Annotated in this window: 17 protein-coding genes; 6 read left to right on the top strand and 11 right to left on the bottom strand. The window is 71.0% G+C overall.

The annotated features are described in order from the left end of the window. Nucleotides 1-76: 76 nt before the first annotated feature. Entirely contained in the window at nt 77-1,147 is a 1,071-nt protein-coding gene (locus C2865_RS37220; protein ID WP_198653871.1) for a BMP family lipoprotein, read from the bottom strand. Between the two features lie 231 nt (nt 1,148-1,378). Here C2865_RS37220 and C2865_RS37215 point away from each other — a divergent pair, with 231 nt between their 5' ends. The 4 genes from C2865_RS37215 to C2865_RS37200 all read left to right on the top strand — a co-directional run bounded on the left by C2865_RS37215 (nt 1,379) and on the right by C2865_RS37200 (nt 6,657). Further along, nucleotides 1,379-1,795: a cytidine deaminase gene (locus tag C2865_RS37215; RefSeq protein WP_106403473.1), complete on the top strand. Its 417-nt coding sequence runs from the start codon at nt 1,379-1,381 to the stop codon at nt 1,793-1,795. Between the two features lie 10 nt (nt 1,796-1,805). Beyond that, on the top strand, nt 1,806-3,083 hold the full coding sequence (locus tag C2865_RS37210) for a thymidine phosphorylase (protein ID WP_106403472.1): 1,278 nt from the start codon (nt 1,806-1,808) through the stop codon (nt 3,081-3,083). Beyond that, on the top strand, nt 3,083-4,162 hold the full coding sequence (locus tag C2865_RS37205) for an adenosine deaminase (protein ID WP_106403471.1): 1,080 nt from the start codon (nt 3,083-3,085) through the stop codon (nt 4,160-4,162). Before C2865_RS37210 ends, C2865_RS37205 begins: the two co-directional genes overlap by 1 nt. 257 nt (nt 4,163-4,419) lie before the next feature. Continuing rightward, the gene (locus C2865_RS37200; protein WP_106403470.1) at nt 4,420-6,657 is read left to right on the top strand and encodes a protein kinase domain-containing protein; all 2,238 of its coding nucleotides are present in this window, start codon (nt 4,420-4,422) and stop codon (nt 6,655-6,657) included. Nucleotides 6,658-6,712: 55 nt separating this feature from the next. Here C2865_RS37200 and C2865_RS37195 read toward each other — a convergent pair whose 3' ends face one another. The 6 genes from C2865_RS37195 to C2865_RS37165 all read right to left on the bottom strand — a co-directional run bounded on the left by C2865_RS37195 (nt 6,713) and on the right by C2865_RS37165 (nt 13,072). Further along, entirely contained in the window at nt 6,713-7,993 is a 1,281-nt protein-coding gene (locus C2865_RS37195; RefSeq protein WP_106403469.1) for an amidohydrolase, read from the bottom strand. A gap of 55 nt (nt 7,994-8,048) precedes the next feature. Then, entirely contained in the window at nt 8,049-9,215 is a 1,167-nt protein-coding gene (locus C2865_RS37190; RefSeq protein WP_106403468.1) for a glutamate--cysteine ligase, read from the bottom strand. A gap of 322 nt (nt 9,216-9,537) precedes the next feature. Then, nucleotides 9,538-10,257 (bottom strand): ABC transporter ATP-binding protein, encoded by a 720-nt coding sequence (locus tag C2865_RS37185; RefSeq protein WP_198653870.1) that lies wholly within the window; start codon nt 10,255-10,257, stop codon nt 9,538-9,540. Then, on the bottom strand, nt 10,254-11,210 hold the full coding sequence (locus C2865_RS37180; protein WP_157964078.1) for an efflux RND transporter periplasmic adaptor subunit: 957 nt from the start codon (nt 11,208-11,210) through the stop codon (nt 10,254-10,256). Before C2865_RS37180 ends, C2865_RS37185 begins: the two co-directional genes overlap by 4 nt. A 9-nt stretch (nt 11,211-11,219) precedes the next feature. Continuing rightward, on the bottom strand, nt 11,220-12,467 hold the full coding sequence (locus C2865_RS37170; RefSeq protein ID WP_106403465.1) for an ABC transporter permease: 1,248 nt from the start codon (nt 12,465-12,467) through the stop codon (nt 11,220-11,222). A 161-nt stretch (nt 12,468-12,628) separates the two neighbouring features. Next, the gene (locus C2865_RS37165) at nt 12,629-13,072 is read right to left on the bottom strand and encodes a hypothetical protein (protein WP_106403464.1); all 444 of its coding nucleotides are present in this window, start codon (nt 13,070-13,072) and stop codon (nt 12,629-12,631) included. Nucleotides 13,073-13,293: 221 nt separating this feature from the next. Between C2865_RS37165 and C2865_RS37160 the strand changes: the two genes are divergently transcribed. Further along, the gene (locus C2865_RS37160; RefSeq protein ID WP_106403463.1) at nt 13,294-13,509 is read left to right on the top strand and encodes a hypothetical protein; all 216 of its coding nucleotides are present in this window, start codon (nt 13,294-13,296) and stop codon (nt 13,507-13,509) included. Between the two features lie 98 nt (nt 13,510-13,607). Here C2865_RS37160 and C2865_RS37155 read toward each other — a convergent pair whose 3' ends face one another. Then, nucleotides 13,608-14,195, bottom strand: a complete 588-nt coding sequence (locus C2865_RS37155; RefSeq protein WP_232836024.1) for a TetR/AcrR family transcriptional regulator — start codon at nt 14,193-14,195, stop codon at nt 13,608-13,610. 94 nt (nt 14,196-14,289) lie between these two features. Between C2865_RS37155 and C2865_RS37150 the strand changes: the two genes are divergently transcribed. Next, on the top strand, nt 14,290-15,123 hold the full coding sequence (locus C2865_RS37150; RefSeq protein WP_106403461.1) for an SDR family NAD(P)-dependent oxidoreductase: 834 nt from the start codon (nt 14,290-14,292) through the stop codon (nt 15,121-15,123). Nucleotides 15,124-15,261: 138 nt separating this feature from the next. Here C2865_RS37150 and C2865_RS37145 read toward each other — a convergent pair whose 3' ends face one another. From C2865_RS37145 to C2865_RS37135, 3 genes are all read right to left on the bottom strand, one after another. After that, nucleotides 15,262-16,281: a glycoside hydrolase 5 family protein gene (locus C2865_RS37145; RefSeq protein WP_106403460.1), complete on the bottom strand. Its 1,020-nt coding sequence runs from the start codon at nt 16,279-16,281 to the stop codon at nt 15,262-15,264. Continuing rightward, on the bottom strand, nt 16,278-16,859 hold the full coding sequence (locus C2865_RS37140; RefSeq protein WP_106403536.1) for a PadR family transcriptional regulator: 582 nt from the start codon (nt 16,857-16,859) through the stop codon (nt 16,278-16,280). The genes C2865_RS37145 and C2865_RS37140 overlap by 4 nt, the downstream gene beginning before the upstream one ends. Before the next feature lie 91 nt (nt 16,860-16,950). Next, nucleotides 16,951-17,922, bottom strand: a complete 972-nt coding sequence (locus C2865_RS37135) for a hypothetical protein (RefSeq protein ID WP_106403459.1) — start codon at nt 17,920-17,922, stop codon at nt 16,951-16,953. Between the last annotated feature and the right edge of the window lie 21 nt (nt 17,923-17,943).

The raw sequence follows: 17,943 nt of genomic DNA, 5'->3' as shown, positions 1-17,943 counted from the left end.
CGGCGTGCCATGCCCGTCTCCTCTTCACGGAACGGGGCGGGAGCCGTGCTCCCGCCCCGTTCCGTCACCCCGCCTCTCAGCCCTTGGGCTGCGAGGGCGAGGTGATCTCGATCTTGCCGTCGACGATGTCGGTCTTGATCTTCTCCAGCTCGGTCTTCAGCTCGGCCGGCACCTTGCTGTCGAACTGGTGGAACGGGGCCAGGCCGGTGCCGTCGTTCTCCAGGTCGCCCAGGTAGCCGCCGGTCAGCTCGCCCTTGGAGCCGTTGACGACGGCGTTCTCGACCGCGCCCTTCACGTCCTTGAGCACCGAGGTGAGGAAGACGTCGCAGTACTGCGAGGCGAACTCACAGCCGTCGGTGTCGACCCAGATCACGCTGGCCTTGCCGTTCGTCTCCTTGGCCGCGGCCGCGGCGCCCAGGCCGGTGCCGCCCGCGACCGGGAAGATGATGTCGGCGCCCTGCTGGATGAAGTTCTGGGTGATGCTCTTGCCCTTGGCCTGGTTGTTGAAGTGGTCGGCCATCGAACCGCTCTTGGGCTTGGTCTCGTCCCAGCCGAGGACCTGGACGTCCTTGCCCTTGGTCTTGTTGTAGTGCTGGACGCCCTCCCAGAAGCCGTCCATGAAGATGGTGACCGGCGGGATCGCCATGCCGCCGAAGGTCGCCACCTTGCCGGTCTTGCTCATGCCCGCGGCGAGGTAGCCGGCGAGGAAGGAGCTCTCGGCGGTGTTGAACTGCATGCCGTAGATCTTCTGGCCCTCGACCGTGGGGGAGTCGACGATCGCGAACTGCTGGTTCGGGTTCTGCCCGGCCGCCTCGGTGGTGGCCTCGCCCATCAGGCCGCCGACCGTGACGACGAGCGTGCAGTTCTCCTTGACCAGCCCGGTGATGTTGGGCACGTAGTCGTTCTCGCTGCTGGAGGCGATGAACTTCTCCTCGCCGCCGACCTGCTTGATGCCCGCCTGGATGCCCGCCCAGGAGGCCGCGTTGAAGGAACGGTCGTCGATGCCGCCGGTGTCGGTGACCATGCACGCCTTGTAGTCGGAGTTCGCGGTGGTGCCGCTGGTCTCCTCCTTCGGCTTCTCCCCGCACGCGGCGACCAGCAACGCCAGGCCGGCCATACCGGCAGCGAGCCGGATCCCCTTGGACACTTTGCCTCCATGTGTGACGAGCTACGGCAACCCTTGCCCAGCCAGTGCGGTATTCAGGTTCACCGTCCGTGGCCGCAGTCGTCGATATGTCCCATCAAGTTGTGGGCATACCGTTACGGAATAGCTGTGTCCGGGCGGACGATACCGTCATACGCGTGACGGTAACTTTACGCCCTGTTCGCCAGGATTGGCGAGCCCCTCTGACCTGGGAGACCGTATTACGCTCACCACATGGAAGAGATCGACTGGGTTTCCCTCCGCGCCGCCGCCCAGGCCGCCATGGAGCGCGCCTACGTGCCCTACTCCCACTTCCCGGTGGGCGCCGCGGCCCTGGCCTCCGACGGCAGGATCATCACCGGCTGTAACGTCGAGAACGCCTCCTTCGGCCTCACCCTGTGTGCCGAATGCAGCCTCGTCAGCGCGCTTCACGGCGCCGGAACGCCCGGAGAGCTCACCGTCGGTGAGACTCCGCCGCGCCTGGTGGCCGTCGCGGTGGTCGACCGCCACGGCTCCCCCCTCACCCCCTGTGGCCGGTGCCGCCAGCTGCTCCACGAGCACGGCGGGCCCGAGCTGCTCCTCGAGACGTCCGGCGGAGTGAAGCGGCTCCGCGACTACCTGCCCGACGCGTTCGGGCCCGAGTACCTCTAGGAAGGTTTCCATGGACGCCATCGAGGTGATCGTCGCCAAGCGCGACGGCGCCGAGCTGAGCACTCCCCAGATCGACTGGGTGATCGAGCACTACACCTCCGGTGTGGTGGCTCACGAGCAGATGGCCGCACTGAACATGGCCATCCTGCTCAACGGCATGTCCCGGCGCGAGATCGCCGACTGGACGCGGGCGATGATCCGCAGCGGCGAGCGCATGGACTGGTCGGCGCTGGACCGGCCGACCACCGACAAGCACTCCACCGGCGGCGTCGGCGACAAGATCACTCTTCCGCTGGCACCCCTCGTCGCCGCCTGCGGCGGCGCGGTGCCCCAGCTGTCCGGGCGGGGGCTGGGCCACACCGGGGGCACCCTCGACAAGCTGGAGTCGATCCCCGGATGGCGGGCCCGCCTCACCAACGAGGAGATGCTGGGGGTGCTGCGCGAGACCGGTGCGGTGATCTGCGCCGCCGGCGACGGGCTCGCCCCGGCCGACCGCAAGCTGTACGCGCTGCGCGACGTCACCGGGACCGTGGAGGCCATCCCGCTCATCGCCTCGTCGATCATGTCGAAGAAGATCGCCGAGGGGACGTCCGCGCTGGTCCTGGACGTCAAGGTCGGCCCCGGCGCGTTCATGAAGACCGTCGAGCACGCCCACGAGCTGGCCCGCACCATGGTCGAGCTCGGCCTGGACGCCGGGGTGAGGACCGTGGCGCTGCTCACCGCGATGGACCGCCCGCTCGGCAACACCGCGGGCAACGCGCTGGAGGTCGCCGAGTCGGTGGAGGTGCTGGCCGGCGGCGGGCCCGCCGACGTGGTGGAGCTGACCGTGGAGCTCGCCAGGGAGATGCTCGACGCCGCGGGCCTGAGCGGCAAGGACCCGGCCGACGCGCTGCGGGACGGCTCGGCGATGGACGTCTGGCGCCGGATGATCCGCGCCCAGGGCGGCGACCCCGACGCCCCCCTGCCGACGGCCCGCGAGACCCACACCATCACCGCCTCGGCCTCCGGGGTGCTCACCCGGCTCGACGCCTACGCCGTCGGCCTCGCCGCCTGGCGGCTGGGCGCCGGACGCGCCCGCAAGGAGGACCCGGTGAGCGCCGGCGCGGGCGTCGTCTGGCACGCCAGGCCCGGCGAGCACGTCGCCTTCGGCCAGCCGCTGTTCACGCTGCACGCCGACGAGCCCGAGCGGTTCGAGCGCGCTCTGGCCGCCCTGGACGGCTCCTTCGACCTGGTGGAGCACGGCACACCCGACCTGCTGCCCCTCATCATCGAGAGGATCGACGCGTGATGAGCCGCAAGCCCACGAGAGAAGAGATCCGGCGCGCGCCCAAGGTCCTGCTCCACGACCACCTGGACGGCGGCCTGCGGCCCGCCACGGTCGCCGAACTCGCCGACGCGCACGGTTACACCGCACTGCCCGAGAACGAGCCCGAGGCGCTGGGCCGCTGGTTCCGCGACGCCTCCGACAGCGGCTCGCTGGAGCGCTACCTGGAGACGTTCACCCACACGGTGGCCGTCATGCAGACCGCCGACGCGCTCTACCGCGTGGCCCGCGAGTGCGCCGAGGACCTCGCCGCCGACGGGATCGTCTACGCCGAGGTCCGCTACGCGCCCGAGCAGCACCTGGTCGAGGGCCTGTCCCTGGAGGCCGTCGTCGAGGCCGTCAACGCCGGCTTCCTCGACGGCGGGCGCGAGCACGGCGTCCAGGTCCGCTCCCTGCTGACGGCCATGCGCCACCAGGCGCGCAGCCGCGAGATCGCCGAGCTGGCCGTGCGCTACCGCGACCACGGCGTGGCCGGTTTCGACATCGCCGGAGCCGAGGCGGGCAACCCGCCCACCCGCCACCTGGACGCCTTCGAGTACCTCCAGCGGGAGAACGCGCACTTCACCATCCACGCGGGCGAGGCGTTCGGGCTGCCGTCCATCTGGCAGGCCATCCAGTGGTGCGGGGCCGACCGGCTCGGCCACGGCGTCCGCATCATCGACGACATCAGCGAGGACGGCGCGAAGCTCGGCCGGCTCGCCGAGTACGTCAGGGACAAGCGCATCCCGCTGGAGATGTGCCCGACGTCCAACGTGCAGACGGGCGCGGCACGCTCCATCGCGGCGCACCCGATCGGGCTGCTCACCCGGCTGCGGTTCCGGGTGACGGTCAACACCGACAACCGGCTGATGAGCGGCACCACCCTGTCGGAGGAGTTCACCCGGCTCGTCGAGGCCTTCGGCTACGGCTGGGCCGACCTGCGCTGGTTCACCATCAACGCCATGAAGTCGTCGTTCCTGCACTTCGACGAGCGGTTGGCGCTCATCGACGACGTGCTCAAGCCCGGATTCGCCGCCCTGGAGGACCGGCAGAGCACGGTGTGAGCCCGGGTGGGGCGCGGGCGAGGACACCACCGGCACGCCGGACCGCGGGAACCGCCTCCCGCGCCCGCCCCGTGGCCATGTCCGGTCAACCCGCCGCCGCCCGGATCGGTGGACGGGGTCCGGGTGCATATGCAGAAGGAAGAGGCTGCAATTCCATAACGTCCGGTTCTGTCCTCCCATACTTGCGGGGATCGCTAGCATTACGCCGCAGCAGGTTACGCGCATCGTGTTCCCGCATCCCCCCGAGGTGACTCCCTATGCGACCCTTCGAACCCGGCGATCCCGGACTCGTCGGCGGGCTCTGGCTCAGCGGACGGCTCGGAGAGGGTCCGCTCGGCGTGGTCTTCCTCGGGCAGCAGGCCGACGGGACCAGGGTCGCGGTCAAGCTGCTGCACGCCCACCTGACGGAGGATCCCGCGGTCTGGGAGGCCTACCAGCGGGCGATGGAGGAGCTGACCGGGCTCTCGGTCCCGCACACCGCCCGCGCCATGTCCACCGGGCTGGTCGGCGCGCGGCCCTTCCTGATGTCGGAGTACGTCGAGGGCATCCCCCTGCCCGACATCCCCGAGCCCTTCTCCGCCGCCGAGCTGGAGCGGCTCGCGGTGCGCACGGCCACCGCGCTGGCCGGGCTGCACGCCGCCGGGGTCCCGCACGGGGCGCTGCGCCCGTCCAACGTCATCATGAGCGCGCAGGGCGCCGTCCTCACCGACTTCGGGCTCACCCCCGACCGGGAGGCGGCGCTCGCCGCCGACCCGGCGGACTGGGCGCGGCTCGTCCAGGCCGCCGCGGGCGACCAGGAACTGCCGCCCCGCCTGCGCACCCTCACCGAGGCGTGCCTGTCGGCGGTGCCGCCGTCCGCCGCCGAGCTGCTGCGCCAGCTCACCGCCCCCACCTCCGACCCCGGCGTGACCGTCGCCGAACTCGCCGCGCCGCCCGCCGCCTTCGGCCGTCCGGCCACCGAGCCCGAGTCCCCGGCAGCGGAGCCCGCACCCGGCGCCGCCACGGGCTCCTGGGAGGTCCCTCCCCCGCAGCCCGCACCCGGCACCTCCTGGGAGGTCCCGGCCGCATTCTCCGGCCCGGCCGGGGAGACACCCCCCGCATCCGACGCCTCCTGGCAGGTACCGCCCGCCCCGAACGGCTCCGGAGAGATCCCGACCACGGCGTCCAGCGCGTCCTGGGAGATCCAGGCCGCCGGGAACAACCCCGAAGGGGTCTCACCCACCGCGTCCAGCGCATCCTGGGACGTGCCGCTCACCTCGAACGGCTCCGGGGCGATCCCGTCCACCGCGTCCAGCGCGTCCTGGGACGTACCGCTCTCCCCGAACGGCTCCGAAGGGGTCCCGCCCGGCGCGTCCTGGGAGATCCCGGCCGCCGGGAACGACTCCGGGGCGGTCCCGACCGCGGCGTCCAGCGCGTCCTGGGATGTGCAGCCCGCGGCGTCGGGGGGCGGGTGGGAGGTGCCGCCCGTCGAGTTGCAGGCGCCGCCGTACGCCTCTTCGGGCGAGGGGGTCCCGGGGCAGCCGCCCGCGCCTCAGAACGAGCTGATGGCCACCGCCTTCGACGCTCCGCTGGGCGCTCCGACGGGCAATGGCACGGCGCCCTCCCCCGCGGTCGACCAGACCATGATCGATTCCGCCTCGGGTGCTCCGGTGCCGGGCTGGGGCATGGAGACACGGGTCGAGCCCCTGCCGATGCCCGGCGTCCCGGCCGGGCCGGTGAACGGGCAGGCGCCGCCGGTTCCCGCGGGGCCGCCCGTTCCGGCGTTCGACGCTCCCCCGCCGTGGGCGGGAGAACGTTCGGGCGGCCGCGGGGCCAAGCGCCCGCTGCTGGTGGTCGCCGCCTCGGTGACCGTGGCGCTGCTGCTGATCGGGGTCTTCGCGATGACCCGGGGCGGCGGGGAGGGTCCCCCGCGGCCCGTCGCCGCCAAGACGGGGGTGCCGTCCACGGACCAGCCCACCGGAACGCCGACGGAGCAGCCCACCGCCTCCCCCTCGGCTCCGGTGAAGTCGCAGAAGAACGCGGGTTCGCCCACGCCGAAGCCCTCGAAGACCGCCGACCCGACCCCCGAGACGCCCGCGAAGCCGCGCAAGCCGCCGCGGAACCTCCTGGCCAACGGCGGATTCGAGGGCGGGTTCGGCAAGTGGCAGCCCCGTTCGGTGACCTTCCTGGGGGCCAAGGCCGCCCACTCGGGCGGGCGCGCCGTGCTGCTGACGGCCGGTAACGGCTACGACTCGGCGGTCGAGTACGTGGTGACCGGGCTCAAGCCGAACACCTCCTACCAGGTCGTCGGCTGGGTGACCTCCAACGCCGGCGCCACCTTCATCGGCGCCAAGGACTTCGGGCCGACGTCCAGCTACGTCAGCTCCACCTCCAAGAAGTGGACACGGCTGGCCGTGAACTTCAAGACCGGCAAGGGCACCACCGCCCGGATCTACTGCTGGCGGGAGGCGCCCGGCACCGGCGGCTGCGACGACATGGCCCTGCACCGCCGCTGACACGGAACGCCAGGGCCCCTCACCCGCGGGGTGAGGGGCCCTGGCATCTCCCGCGTCAGGCGCGGGAGCCCTCCAGGTCGGTGGGCAGCTGCGCCCCGGGCAGATCGCACAGGGCGGTCAGCACGGTCGCGGCGAGGATCTTGACGCCGACCGGGATGCAGGACTCGTCCACGTCGAAGTCTCCGCGGTGCAGGTCGTACTCGCGGCCGCCGGGCGTGCGCACGCCGAGCCGCCCGTAGGCGCCGGGGATCGACTCCAGGTAGTAGCCGAAGTCGTCGCCGCCCAGGCTCTGCGGCGCGGTCACCACCTTCTCGGGCTCCAGCACCAGGCCTCCGGCGTCCCGGAACATCTGGACGCTCACCTGGTCGTTGACGGTCGGCGGCACGCCCCGGACGTACTCCAGGGAGGCCTCCACGTCGTAGGCGCCCGCGACGGAGTGCAGCAGCGCGCGCATCAGCTCGGGGGCGCGGTGCCAGGCCTCGTCGTCCAGGCAGCGCACGGTGCCCTCGGCCAGCCCCTGGTCGGGGATGGCGTTGGCGACCGAGCCGGCGTTCATCCGGCCCCAGACCAGGCTGAGGCTGGAGCGGGGGTCGACCCGGCGGGACAGCGCCGCGGGCAGCTCGGTGACGATCTTCGCCAGCGCGTAGACGAGGTCGGCGGTCAGGTGCGGCCGGGCGGTGTGCCCGCCGGGCCCGTTGACCTTGACGTAGACCTTGTCGCAGGCGGCGGTGATCGGGCCGGTGCGCACGCCGAGCTGGCCCACCTCGAACTTGGGCTCGCAGTGCAGGCCGAAGATCCGGCTCACCCCGACCAGGCCGCCCGCGGCCAGGATGTCCAGCGCCCCGCCGGGGTTCTCCTCGGCGGGCTGGAACAGCAGGCGCACCCGGCCCGGCAGCAGGCCCAGGGCCGCCTGGCGGGCCAGGAACAGGCCGGCGCCCAGCACCACCGTGGTGTGCACGTCGTGCCCGCAGGCGTGGCTCAGGCCGGGGATGGTCGAGGCGTACGGGACGTCCTTCTCGTCCGGCAGGGGCAGCGCGTCGATGTCGGCGCGCAGCGCCACCGTCGGCCCGTTCTCGGGCCCGATGTCGCAGATGACGCCGGTCCCCTTGGGCAGCACCCGCGGCTGCAGCCCGGCCTCCTTCAGCCGCTCCACCAGCCGCGCGGTGGTGCGGAACTCGGTGAAGCCGAGCTCCGGGTGCATGTGCAGATCACGGCGGAACCCGACCAGCTCCTCGTTGTGCCGGTCGAGGAAGGACGCCAGCTGCGTGCCCAGGTCCGGGTCCCCGTCCGCGGCCGGCTCCAGGGACGGCATCACCCCTGGATGTGTCTGCGTCATGTGCGCCCCCTCAGGCGTGCCACTTCTCGTCGTATCGGTCTGTTCGGGGGGCTCCTCAGGTCGTCCCTGCATGGACCACCTCCCGTGGGCCGACGAACCTGTTCTCGGCGAACTCCATGATCGTCGCGGAGACGACGTCCTCCAGGCTGCCGCCCTCGGCGCGGATCGCGCGCTGGCGCTCGTACGGGGCGCCGTGTTCCAGGACCTCACCGATCACCTTCAGCTCTTCGGCACACCCCAGGCGGTCGGCCACGGGTGCGAGCTCGGAGGCGAGTTCGTACAGCTCGTCACGGAGCGGCGCGGTACGTCCGGAGTCATCGGTGATGATGATGGCGTCGAGCCCGTATCGGGTCGCTCGCCATTTATTATCGCGGACAACCCACGTCGCCGGGCGCGGAAGCGCATATCCGCGATCGATTTGCTGCTCGAAAAGCGTGACGAGGGACTGACACAACGCAGTAACCATCCCGACCTCCCGCATTGTCGGGATCCCGTCGAACATGCGCACTTCGACGGTTCCGAAGTCCGGGTGGGGGCGGATGTCCCACCAGACCTCCTTGATCGAGCGGATCGTCCCGGCCCGCAGCAGGGTGTCCATGTAGCCCTCGAACTCGGTCCAGTCCTCCAGCGAGTGCGGGGGCCCGGCGGTGGGCAGCGAGCCGAACACGATCGAGCGGCTGGACGCCAGCCCGGTGTCGTGGCCCTTCCAGAACGGGCTGGAGGCCGTCAGCGCCAGGAAGTGCGGCAGGTAGGCCGAGAGCGCGTTGATGATCGGGATCGCCTTGTCCTGGTGGGTGATCCCCACATGGACGTGCACGCCGTAGGTCTGGATCCGGCGGGCCAGCCACTGCATCTCCTCGATCAGCTCGGCGTACCGCTGGATCGGCGCCATCACCGCGTCCCGCCAGTCGCTGATCGGGTGGGTGCCGGTGCAGGCCAGCCGCATGCCGCGCAGCGCGGCCGCCTCGCGCAGCCGCGCGACCGAACCCGACAGGTCGGCGACGATCTCCGACACGGTGAAGCAAGGATCGGTGACCACCTCGATGGTCGACTCCATCAGCTCGTGCCGCAACTTGGTGAACTCGCCCTCGCTGAGCGAGGGAAGGTCCGCGAGCACCCGCCCGGCGTCCTGCCGGAGCAGCCCGCTCTCCTCGTCGATGAGCTGGAGTTCCCACTCCACGCCCAGGGTCGCGCCGCGAGACGGGTTGAAACGAATGGTCACGGCAACCTCCGTAGACAATCCTTGCAGGTCGATGCGGAGCCCGTGGCGCAATCCGGTCAGTCCGCCCCCGGTCGCGGACGAATCCAGACCGTACCCGACCGGCCCGCCCCGGCACCGTCGCCAGACTGTCTGCCCGATCTAGGAGGTTTCTACTCGGTCGCCGTCCGCAGCAGGACGGAGATCACTTCGCGCCGTCGTCCCCGTGTCCGGCCCCGGTCCCGTCTCCAGGCTATCGGCCGCCCCTGCCACGGAAATCGCGACCTACTCCCGCCGGTGGCCAAAGTTCCCGCAAGATACCTGTATAAGCGCCGGTCAAGCCGGATTATTTCCGGCTCGGCTCCGGCTCGGCCTCCGGTCGGCCGGTGTACAGGCGGCCGGCGTCCAGCGTGTAGACCCGGTCGGCGCGGCGGGCCAGGACGTGGTCGTGGGTGACCAGGATGAGCGCCCTGCCGTCCTCCCGCGCGGTGGCGAACAGCAGGTCCATCACCTGGGCGGCGGTCACCGGGTCCAGGGCGCCGGTGGGCTCGTCGGCGAGGATGAGGCGCGGGTCGCGGATCAGCGCGCGGGCGATGGCCACCCGCTGCTGCTCGCCGCCGGACAGCTCCGAGACCTTGGAGTGCAGGCGCTCGGCCAGGCCGACCCGGCGCAGCGCCTCGTCGGCCAGCTCGTTGCGGCGCCGCAGGGACCGGCCGCCCTCGTACAGCAGCGGGACGGCCACCTGCTGGCGCGCGGAGCGGCCGGACAGCAGGTTGAGCTGCTGGAACACGAAGCCGATCGTCTTGCCGCGCAACGAGGCGCGCTCCCGTTCCGGGAGTGCCGTCGTGTCCTTCCCGAAGAGGGTGATCGTCCCCTCGTCCGGGCGGTCCAGCAGGCCCAGGATGTTGAGCAGCGTGGACTTGCCGGCGCCCGACAGGCCGACGATCGCGATCGAACCGCCGCCGGGGACGACCATGGAGATGTCGTCGAGGACGGTCAGCGGGTCTTTTCTGCCCCTGAGCTTGAAGCGCCTGGTGACGCCGCTCAGCTCCACGGCGACCGTCACGGGTGCCCCTTCGGCTTCTCGGGCCCGGCGAAGGCGGCGTCCTCGGGGGCGAGGTCGAGGATCTTCTCCCCCACCTCCAGACCGGACTTGATCTCGATCCTCTTCCCGTCGTTCAGGCCCAGTTCGACCTCGCGGCGGGTCCGCTCGCCGGACTCCCCGACGACCGTCACCCAGCCGGTCTCGGCCTTGCCGAGCACCGCCGCGAGCGGGACGACCGGGACGTTCTTCGCCTGGTCCGTGAGGACCGACATCTCGGCGGGCAGCCCGGGGAAGACCTTGCGGGACTCGGGGATCCGGCAGGAGATCTCGACCTTGCCCTCCTCGCCGCCGCCCGCCCCGTAGGAGATCAGCGGGCAGGCGAACGGCGCCGGACCGTGGTCGATCTGCAGTCTGACGCTGCGGGGCTTGTTGTAGAGGCGGTAGATGTCCTTGGTCTCGACCTCGGCCACCGCGCGGAAACGTCCGCGGTCCACCGAGAACGCCACCTCTCCCGGAGAGACCGAGGAGCCGACGTGCGCCTGGATCTCCTGGACCCTCCCCGTCGCCGGGGCCGCCAGGTACAGCGTCACGGGCTTGACCGGCTTGGGCTCGGTGCCCGGCTTGGCGGGCGCCTTCGGCTCGGGGGTGTGCTCGAACGCCACGACGGCCTCGCCCTTGTTCACCCGCTGGCCCTTCTTCACCAGTACCCGGGTGACCGTCCCCGCCTTCTCGGGCCGGGCGGGCGCGGCCGGGTCGGCGTTCACCGTCGCCTTGAGCACGAGCCGCGCGACGATCGTGCCCTCGGCCACCTTGATCGTCTTGGGTGCGAGGTCGGGCACCGGCACCTTCTCGGCGACCGGCTCGGGCGCGGCGGCGCCGTTGTTGGCCAGGTAGCCGGTGCCGAAGATCACCGCGCCGACCGCCAGCAGGATGCCCGCCTTGCCCGCGCGGTTGCCCCAGATTCCCAGTGCCATCAGTTCTCCTTAAGCCCGGATCGCCCGGATGACGGATCGCTGCATCGCCCGCCAGGCGGGGATCAGTCCCGTGAAGACGCCCACGCAGACCGCCACGCCCAGCCCGAGCAGCGCAGCCTCCCAGGGGAAGGAGGTGTCGATGCCCTGCTCCGGTATCCCGAAGTACCGGGACATCAGGATCCCCATCGCCGGCCCCTGCACGAGGTAGCCGGCCGACACTCCGGCGATCCCGGCCGCGAAGCAGACGATCAGCCCTTCGAGCAGCACGGTGAGGAAGAGGTCGGATCCGGTCGCCCCGAAGCAGCGGTGCACGCCGAACTCGCTGCGCCGCTGGCGGACCGCGAAGATCCCGAGCGCGATCACCGGCAGCGAGCCGAGCATCAGCATGGCGGCCGTGACTCCGAACAGCAGCAGGCGGAGCTTGCCGCCGATCGCCAGGAAGTCCCCGAAGTTCTTCTGGACGTGGACCTGGTGCGCGCCCCACTTCGACGACTCCGCCTTGAGCCGCGTGATGGTCGCCGCGCTGTGCTCGGGCGCGACCCGCAGCTTGAAGGTCGGCTGCTGGGTGGAGATCCCCATCTGCAGCATCGACGCGAAGGGCAGGTAGACCATCGGGATCTGCCCGGAGGGGCCCATCATCCCCCCGGTCCCCGCTTCGGCGACCCCCACGATCCGGACCTTCTGCCAGATCTCTCCGGCGGCGAACTCGATGCGGGCGCCGACCGCCTCCCGCGGGTCCAGCCCGACCAGCCGCGCGAACCCCTCGGTGGCCACGATCGACGGCTCCAGCCGCTCGTCGTCGGTGGCGTTGAACCACCGCCCCGTCACCATCGGCACATGCTGGATCTCCAGCAGCCGGTGGTCGGTCACGGTCAGCGAGAAGTTCGGCGGCCCGTTCATCGGCTGCGTCTCGAGCACCCGGCGGTCGGCTGTGCGAATCTGCGCGCTGCCGAACTCGAAATACGGCGTGTGCACGATCCCGAACCGCTGCAGCGACTCCTTCATCGCCTGCACCGACTCCACGGGCACCCCGGACGCGTTCATCTGCCGGAACTCGGGATAGAGCATCATCGTTCCGGGTCGCCCCGTCTGCTGCTCGAACAGATCCCGCGCCACCTGCTGGGTCACCCCGCCCACCGCCGCGACCACCGTCACCGTCGCCACCAGGCAGGCCACGCAGAAAGCGGAGAGAAGAACCCTGACCTTCCCGACCCTGATCTCCGCGAGCGCGGAAAGGAACATCCCCCTGATCGGCACAGCGCCTCCTCAGGCCGAAGTGCCAACGATCTTGCGCCCGCTTCCCCGCTTACCGCAAGCAAAACCTTACGTGACAGAACTCACAAAACCATCAGGAAATACATGCAACCACGAAATGGAACGCTCCGGCCGGAATGCACCGCCGATTCATGCGGAACCCGTCACGCCGCACGGAGATAAACCGTGGCCGAACGGGTGCGCAGGAGCAGGATCGTCGCCCCTCCCAGGAAAAGCACCGAAGGAAGGAGCACCGCTTCAAGCGGGACGAACGCCGCATTGCTCAGGGCGCGCCCTCCGGCCGAGCACAGGCCGGGGAGCTCGTCGTACAGGAACGCGCCGAGACACAGCAGTTCCAGCCCCGCCGCCGTCGCGGTGCCCGCCAGCCCGTTCCTGCGCGCCTTGGCCGCACCGGGCCCGAGGGACAACGCCGAAATGTACATCCAGTGGGCCACGAGCACCGCGAGCGCCGAAACCGGGTACACGAGCGGGCCCCCATGGACGCCGATCGCGCCCAGGACCCCGAACACCAGGAGCAGCACGTGGACGACCGTCGCGACCACAGCGGCGACCACCGTCCACGGACGCCGGATGACAGGCCGCCCCATCTCGGCCTCCCGCCGAAATCACTTCTTTTCCCGCGGCTCTACGAGAGACGGCCCTGATTCACCGTCGATGGCCGGGGTGTCGGGAGAGGTGCCTTCGCTTTACAGTTCCCGGATTTCGCCATGTCCGCCGCACAGACGACCACCGCCTTTTCGGATTCTTCTACGAAGCGCCGGATCTGTCGCCGGATGCATGCTTGCGCGATCCCGATCCGAGGAGCCCCATGCGCAACTTCCTGACCGCCGCCGCCATGGCGGTCGCCGCCTTCTGCGCGGCTGCCGTCCTGGCCGTCCTGCCCACCGCGCCCGCCCATGCCCTGGGCAAGTGCTGGACCATGCGGCTGGGCCCCGAGATGGCCCGCGTCGTCCCCCACTACACGCTCGAGAACCTCACCGATCCCCGCTGCTGGATCAAGTGGATCACCGACGACCGGTCCTGACCGCGCGGCGGGCGCCCTTCCCGGGTGCCCGCCGCATCGCCCTCACCCGGGAGTCCGACGAGCAGGACCCGTAGGCCCAGGCGGGACCGGGCCGTCGCTCACCGCCGGGCCGTGACGAGCGCCTGGACGAGCCGCGCCACCAGGCCCCTCGTCTCCTCGAAGGAGGCCTCCCCCAGGACGGGGGACCTCACCACCGAGCGCATCACCCCCATGCCCAGCAGCAGCGCCCCGACCAGTTCGGCGCGCAGCTCCGCGTCCTCGCCTTCGAGCCGGTCGGCGAAACCCGCGAGATGCTCCTCGCACAGTTGCCCGCGCAGCTGCTCCCGCACCTCGGGCCGGTGCGCGGACCGGAGCATCACCAGCAGCGGGTGCTCCCCGTCGAATTCGGGCCAGTCCCCGAAGACGACGTCGTGGAGCAGCCCGTCGGCGAGGTGGACGAGCGGCCGGTGCGGATCCGCGGCCCCCGGGGGGATCTCGACGCGCATCGCCTCGGCGTACAGCTTGTCCTTCGACCCGAAGTAGCGGAACACCAGCGCCGGGTCGACGCCCGCGTCCCCGGCGATCTCGCGGACTCCCGTGCCGTCGAAGCCCTGCCGGGAGAACCGCAGCCGTGCCGCGTCGAGCAGGGCCGCACGGGTGGCCGCGCGGTCACGGCGGCGCGGAGGGGAAGCCGGGGAATCGGTCACCGGGTCATCGTAAGTCATCAAATGTTGACTTAGGCGGGACCACGTCTCCAGACTTCTGGTCATCAACCGATGACTTAGTGGGGAAGGCACGTTCATGCGCACCTATGTGATCACCGGCGGCACCGACGGCATGGGCAGAGGGCTGGGCCTGCACCTCCTCGGCCGGGGGGACCGGGTGGTCGCGGTGGCCAGCGGCGAGGAGAAGGGCCGCGCGTTCCTGCGTGAAGCGGAGCAGAGGGGCGCCGCGGACCGCGCCGTCTTCCTCCGCTCCGACCTCAGCACGGTCGCCGGAATGCACGCGGTCCTGCGCGAGGTCGCGGCCACGACCGAGGCGGTGGACGCGGTGGTGTTCGGAGCGCAGCGCTTCCGCCCCCGCCGGGAGGAGACCGAAGACGGCCTCGAATTCACCTTCGCCCTGGCCTACCTCAGCCGCCACGTGCTGGGCCACGGACTCCTTCCCCTGCTGGAACGGGCCGAGAGCCCCGTCATCATGAACCTCGCCGGCCCCGGCGGCCTCCCCGGCACCGTTCACTGGCACGACCTGCAACTTTGCGACGGCTACACCGGCACGCGCGCCGCCATGCAGTCCTCCCGCTGCAACGACCTGCTGGGCGTGCACTTCCCCGCCCGTCACCCCACCGCCCGGACCCGCTACGTCCTGTACAACCCGGGCTTCGTCCGCACCGCCATGGCCGACCCCCTCCCGGCCCCCCTGCGCGTCCTCACCAAGACCCTCGCCCTCCTGTTCGCCCAGCCCGCGGACAAGGCCGTCGTCCCCATCGCCCGCCTGCTGGACCACCCGCCCGCCGAGCCCGTCTCGGCCTTCAAACGCCGCGCCCGCCTCCCCCTGGAAGGCGAGGACTTCGACCCCGTCCGCGCCGAACGCCTGGACCGGATCACCGCGGAGCTCCTGGCGCCGCTCCCGTAGCCCGGCGACGTGCCGCGAGAGCCGCGCCGCCGAGCAGGACGAGGCCCGGAACGGCGGGCCGGCCATCGGACGCACCCGGAGACGAGACCCCGGACGACGGCCTCCAAGGCGGGATGCCGCCGGAATCGAGGGCCCTGCTCAGAATGGAGGGCCGGCGGTGCCCGAGACGTCCTGCCGGATGCCGTGGACGGCGTCGCGGTAGAGGGCGAAGGCGGGTTTGGGGCGGTAGGTGTCGGTGACGAGACCCAGGGTCCCGGTGGGTTCGGTGGAGCCGCTGTCGGCGTCCCGGAGGCTGAACAGCTCGTAGTGGGTGATGTTCCGGGATTCCTGGAGGGCGAGGATCGTGTCGAGCATGTCGGACAACGAGTCGCATTGCGCCTGCTCAGTGCGCGGCGAGCCGCTCGGGGTCCCGTTCTCCACGATGTGGACGGGAGTGCCGAGCGGGATGCGGGCGCGGGGCAGTGAGTGCTCCCGCAGGTGCCGCAGGGCGTGGGCGGTCAGGGAGGCGACGTCTCCCGGCGTGCCGCGCGGGGCGACCGGGGAGAAGGCGTCGGGGTACAGGGCCAGGCCGACGTAGTCGACGTGGTCGGCGAAGTCCCGGGCCGGCACGGTGGACAGGTACTGCCAGAACCCGTCGTCGCCGCCCAGCCATTCGGGTGGTTCGGCGACGGAGAAGCCGACCCGCACGTCGTGCAGGCCCCTTCTGTCCAGTGCGGCGCGGGCGTGCGGTACGCCGAGGGTCAGTGCTCGCAGGACGCCGGGGGCGCTTCCGTCGATGAGCGGAATCGGGAAGTTGGGCTCAAGGGTCACCTGGAGGTAGCGCATCAGGTGCCCGTAGCGGTCGATGACGGTGTCGAGGAAGGCCAGCCATCCGGGAACGTCGGCTTCCCGGGGGATGTAACTCGCCACGAGGTCCAGTTCGCGGCCGTCCTCGACGTACCACTCATCGGGCATCGTGAGGCGGGCGAGGTCCTGCTCCGCCCCGAGCGAGGTGACGACGTCCGGCGGTGTCGCGTCACCGAAGAAGTGCACGTACTCGCGGATGACGAAGGGACGCCCGCCCGCGACCTCGTCGACGAGGTCGCCGATCGCGGCGGGATCGGGCGGATACGAGCAGACGGTGCTCACACGCCCGCCCGGATAGATGCCGAACCTCATCTTCGGTCCTCCCCCTGCCCGCCGGGACCCGCTCCCGGCCAGTCGATGTCGTGCGAGCGGATCCGCGAGGCCAGCGTCCTGACCCAGTCGGCCTCGGCGGTGACGATGGTGCGCCAGTAGGCCGCTTCGAGCATGTGCGCCTCCGCCACGCCGTCGGGCCGGTCCCGCAGCCCGGCCAGCTCCCGGTCGAGCCGTTCGGCACGGGACTCCAGGAGGGACGCGGCATGGTCGGCGGAGAGCACTCCCGCATAGGCGACGGCCATGACGAAGTCCACGGAGGCGGCCCGCCCCTCGCCCAGCCCCGCCTCGACCTTCCTCCGGAAGTCGGCCATCCCGGCCTCGGTCAGCTCGTAGACCGTGCGCGGCGGCCGCTTCCCCACCCGCTCCGGCTGCTGCGAAGCGACCGACCCTGCCCTCTCCAACGATTTCAGCAGCGACGTGACCGTGCTGCGCGTCGCCGTCGGATGCCCGTACCGCTCCCGCAGCTGCGAGGCGAGTCCATAGGCGTGCGACGGCCGTTCGACCAGAAGTCCGAGCAACGGCAGCACCAGGCTGTTCTGAGACGCGTCCAAAGGCACCCGCACAACATATAGGCGTATACGCCTATTCGCCAAGCCGCCCGGAACGGGCGGGGCCGGACGGGAGGCGAGCTCGCGAAGACCGTCTCGCTCAGTCCAGGAGAAGGGAGAGCATGGCGGAGATCTCGGGGGCCACGGGAGAGATGCCGGTGAGAAGGCTCTTGTCGGCTTCGCAAGGCTTGCGAGCGATGTAGAGGTGAGCGCTGCGACCGGTGACGTCGGTCAGATGGAGGGTGTCCACAGAGGTGCTCTTGCGGCCGCCGTAACCGCCGCAGAGTGGACGGAGCCTCTTGGGCTTCACGGCGTTCACGGCGGCCCGGAGGGATTCCAGACCGGTGCGGGTGGCCTTGTGCTCGCGCAGGATCAACCGGCCGCCGCCATCTGCGGTGTAGCGGCAGGCGTTGACCACCGCGAGGGGTGACGGCAGCCTGGGTTCGTCCGAGGTGAAGTAGCCGCCCTCTCGGACGATCTCCGGAGCGGGGTGGACGGACCGCAGTCCTGACCGACCGGGCACGCTCGGAAGGCAGGCCGCAGGTTCGATCCTGGACGGATCGGACGTGGCGTGCTCAGCGCGCCACAGGCGGGCGAACTCGTAGGTGAGGCGCGATCCTCCCCCACGGATCGTGTTGTGCGTGCCCACCTCGTCACGGTTGCACTCGAACGACATGACGGTGCGTTTTCCGTCCGGGTAGTGCAGCACCAGGTTGACGGGCGGGCATCCCATCGAGGTGGAGAACCCGCCTTCCCTCGCCCGGGGAAGCGCGACCATCACCCGCTGCAGTTCCTTCACGCCTCGTGTGATCCGCAGCGGCTCGAGCCAGGAGGGCTTCCCGAAACCCATCCCCCGGCAGAGCAGCGCGTAGTCGGCGCCACCGCGAACGAACTCACGCGCGTAGGCCGACGCCGGAGCTTGGCCACTGAATCCGCTGAGCCCTTCGTACGGCTTCACCGGACACCCGGACGCCTCATATTCGAGCTTCGGCTCGGGACCCCGCACCGGAGTGGCCGCCCCCAGGGACCCCAGCACCAGCACACCCGCGGCAGCCGCCCACTTGATCCGCACAAGCCCTCTTCCGCCGCTGAC

Origin of the sequence: Actinocorallia populi (assembly GCF_002995495.1) — a bacterium.
Taxonomy (GTDB): Bacteria; Actinomycetota; Actinomycetes; order Streptosporangiales; family Streptosporangiaceae; genus Actinocorallia; species Actinocorallia populi.
The sequence above is the reverse complement of the archived record's forward strand: the minus strand, read 5'-3'. Positions and strand labels throughout refer to the sequence as shown.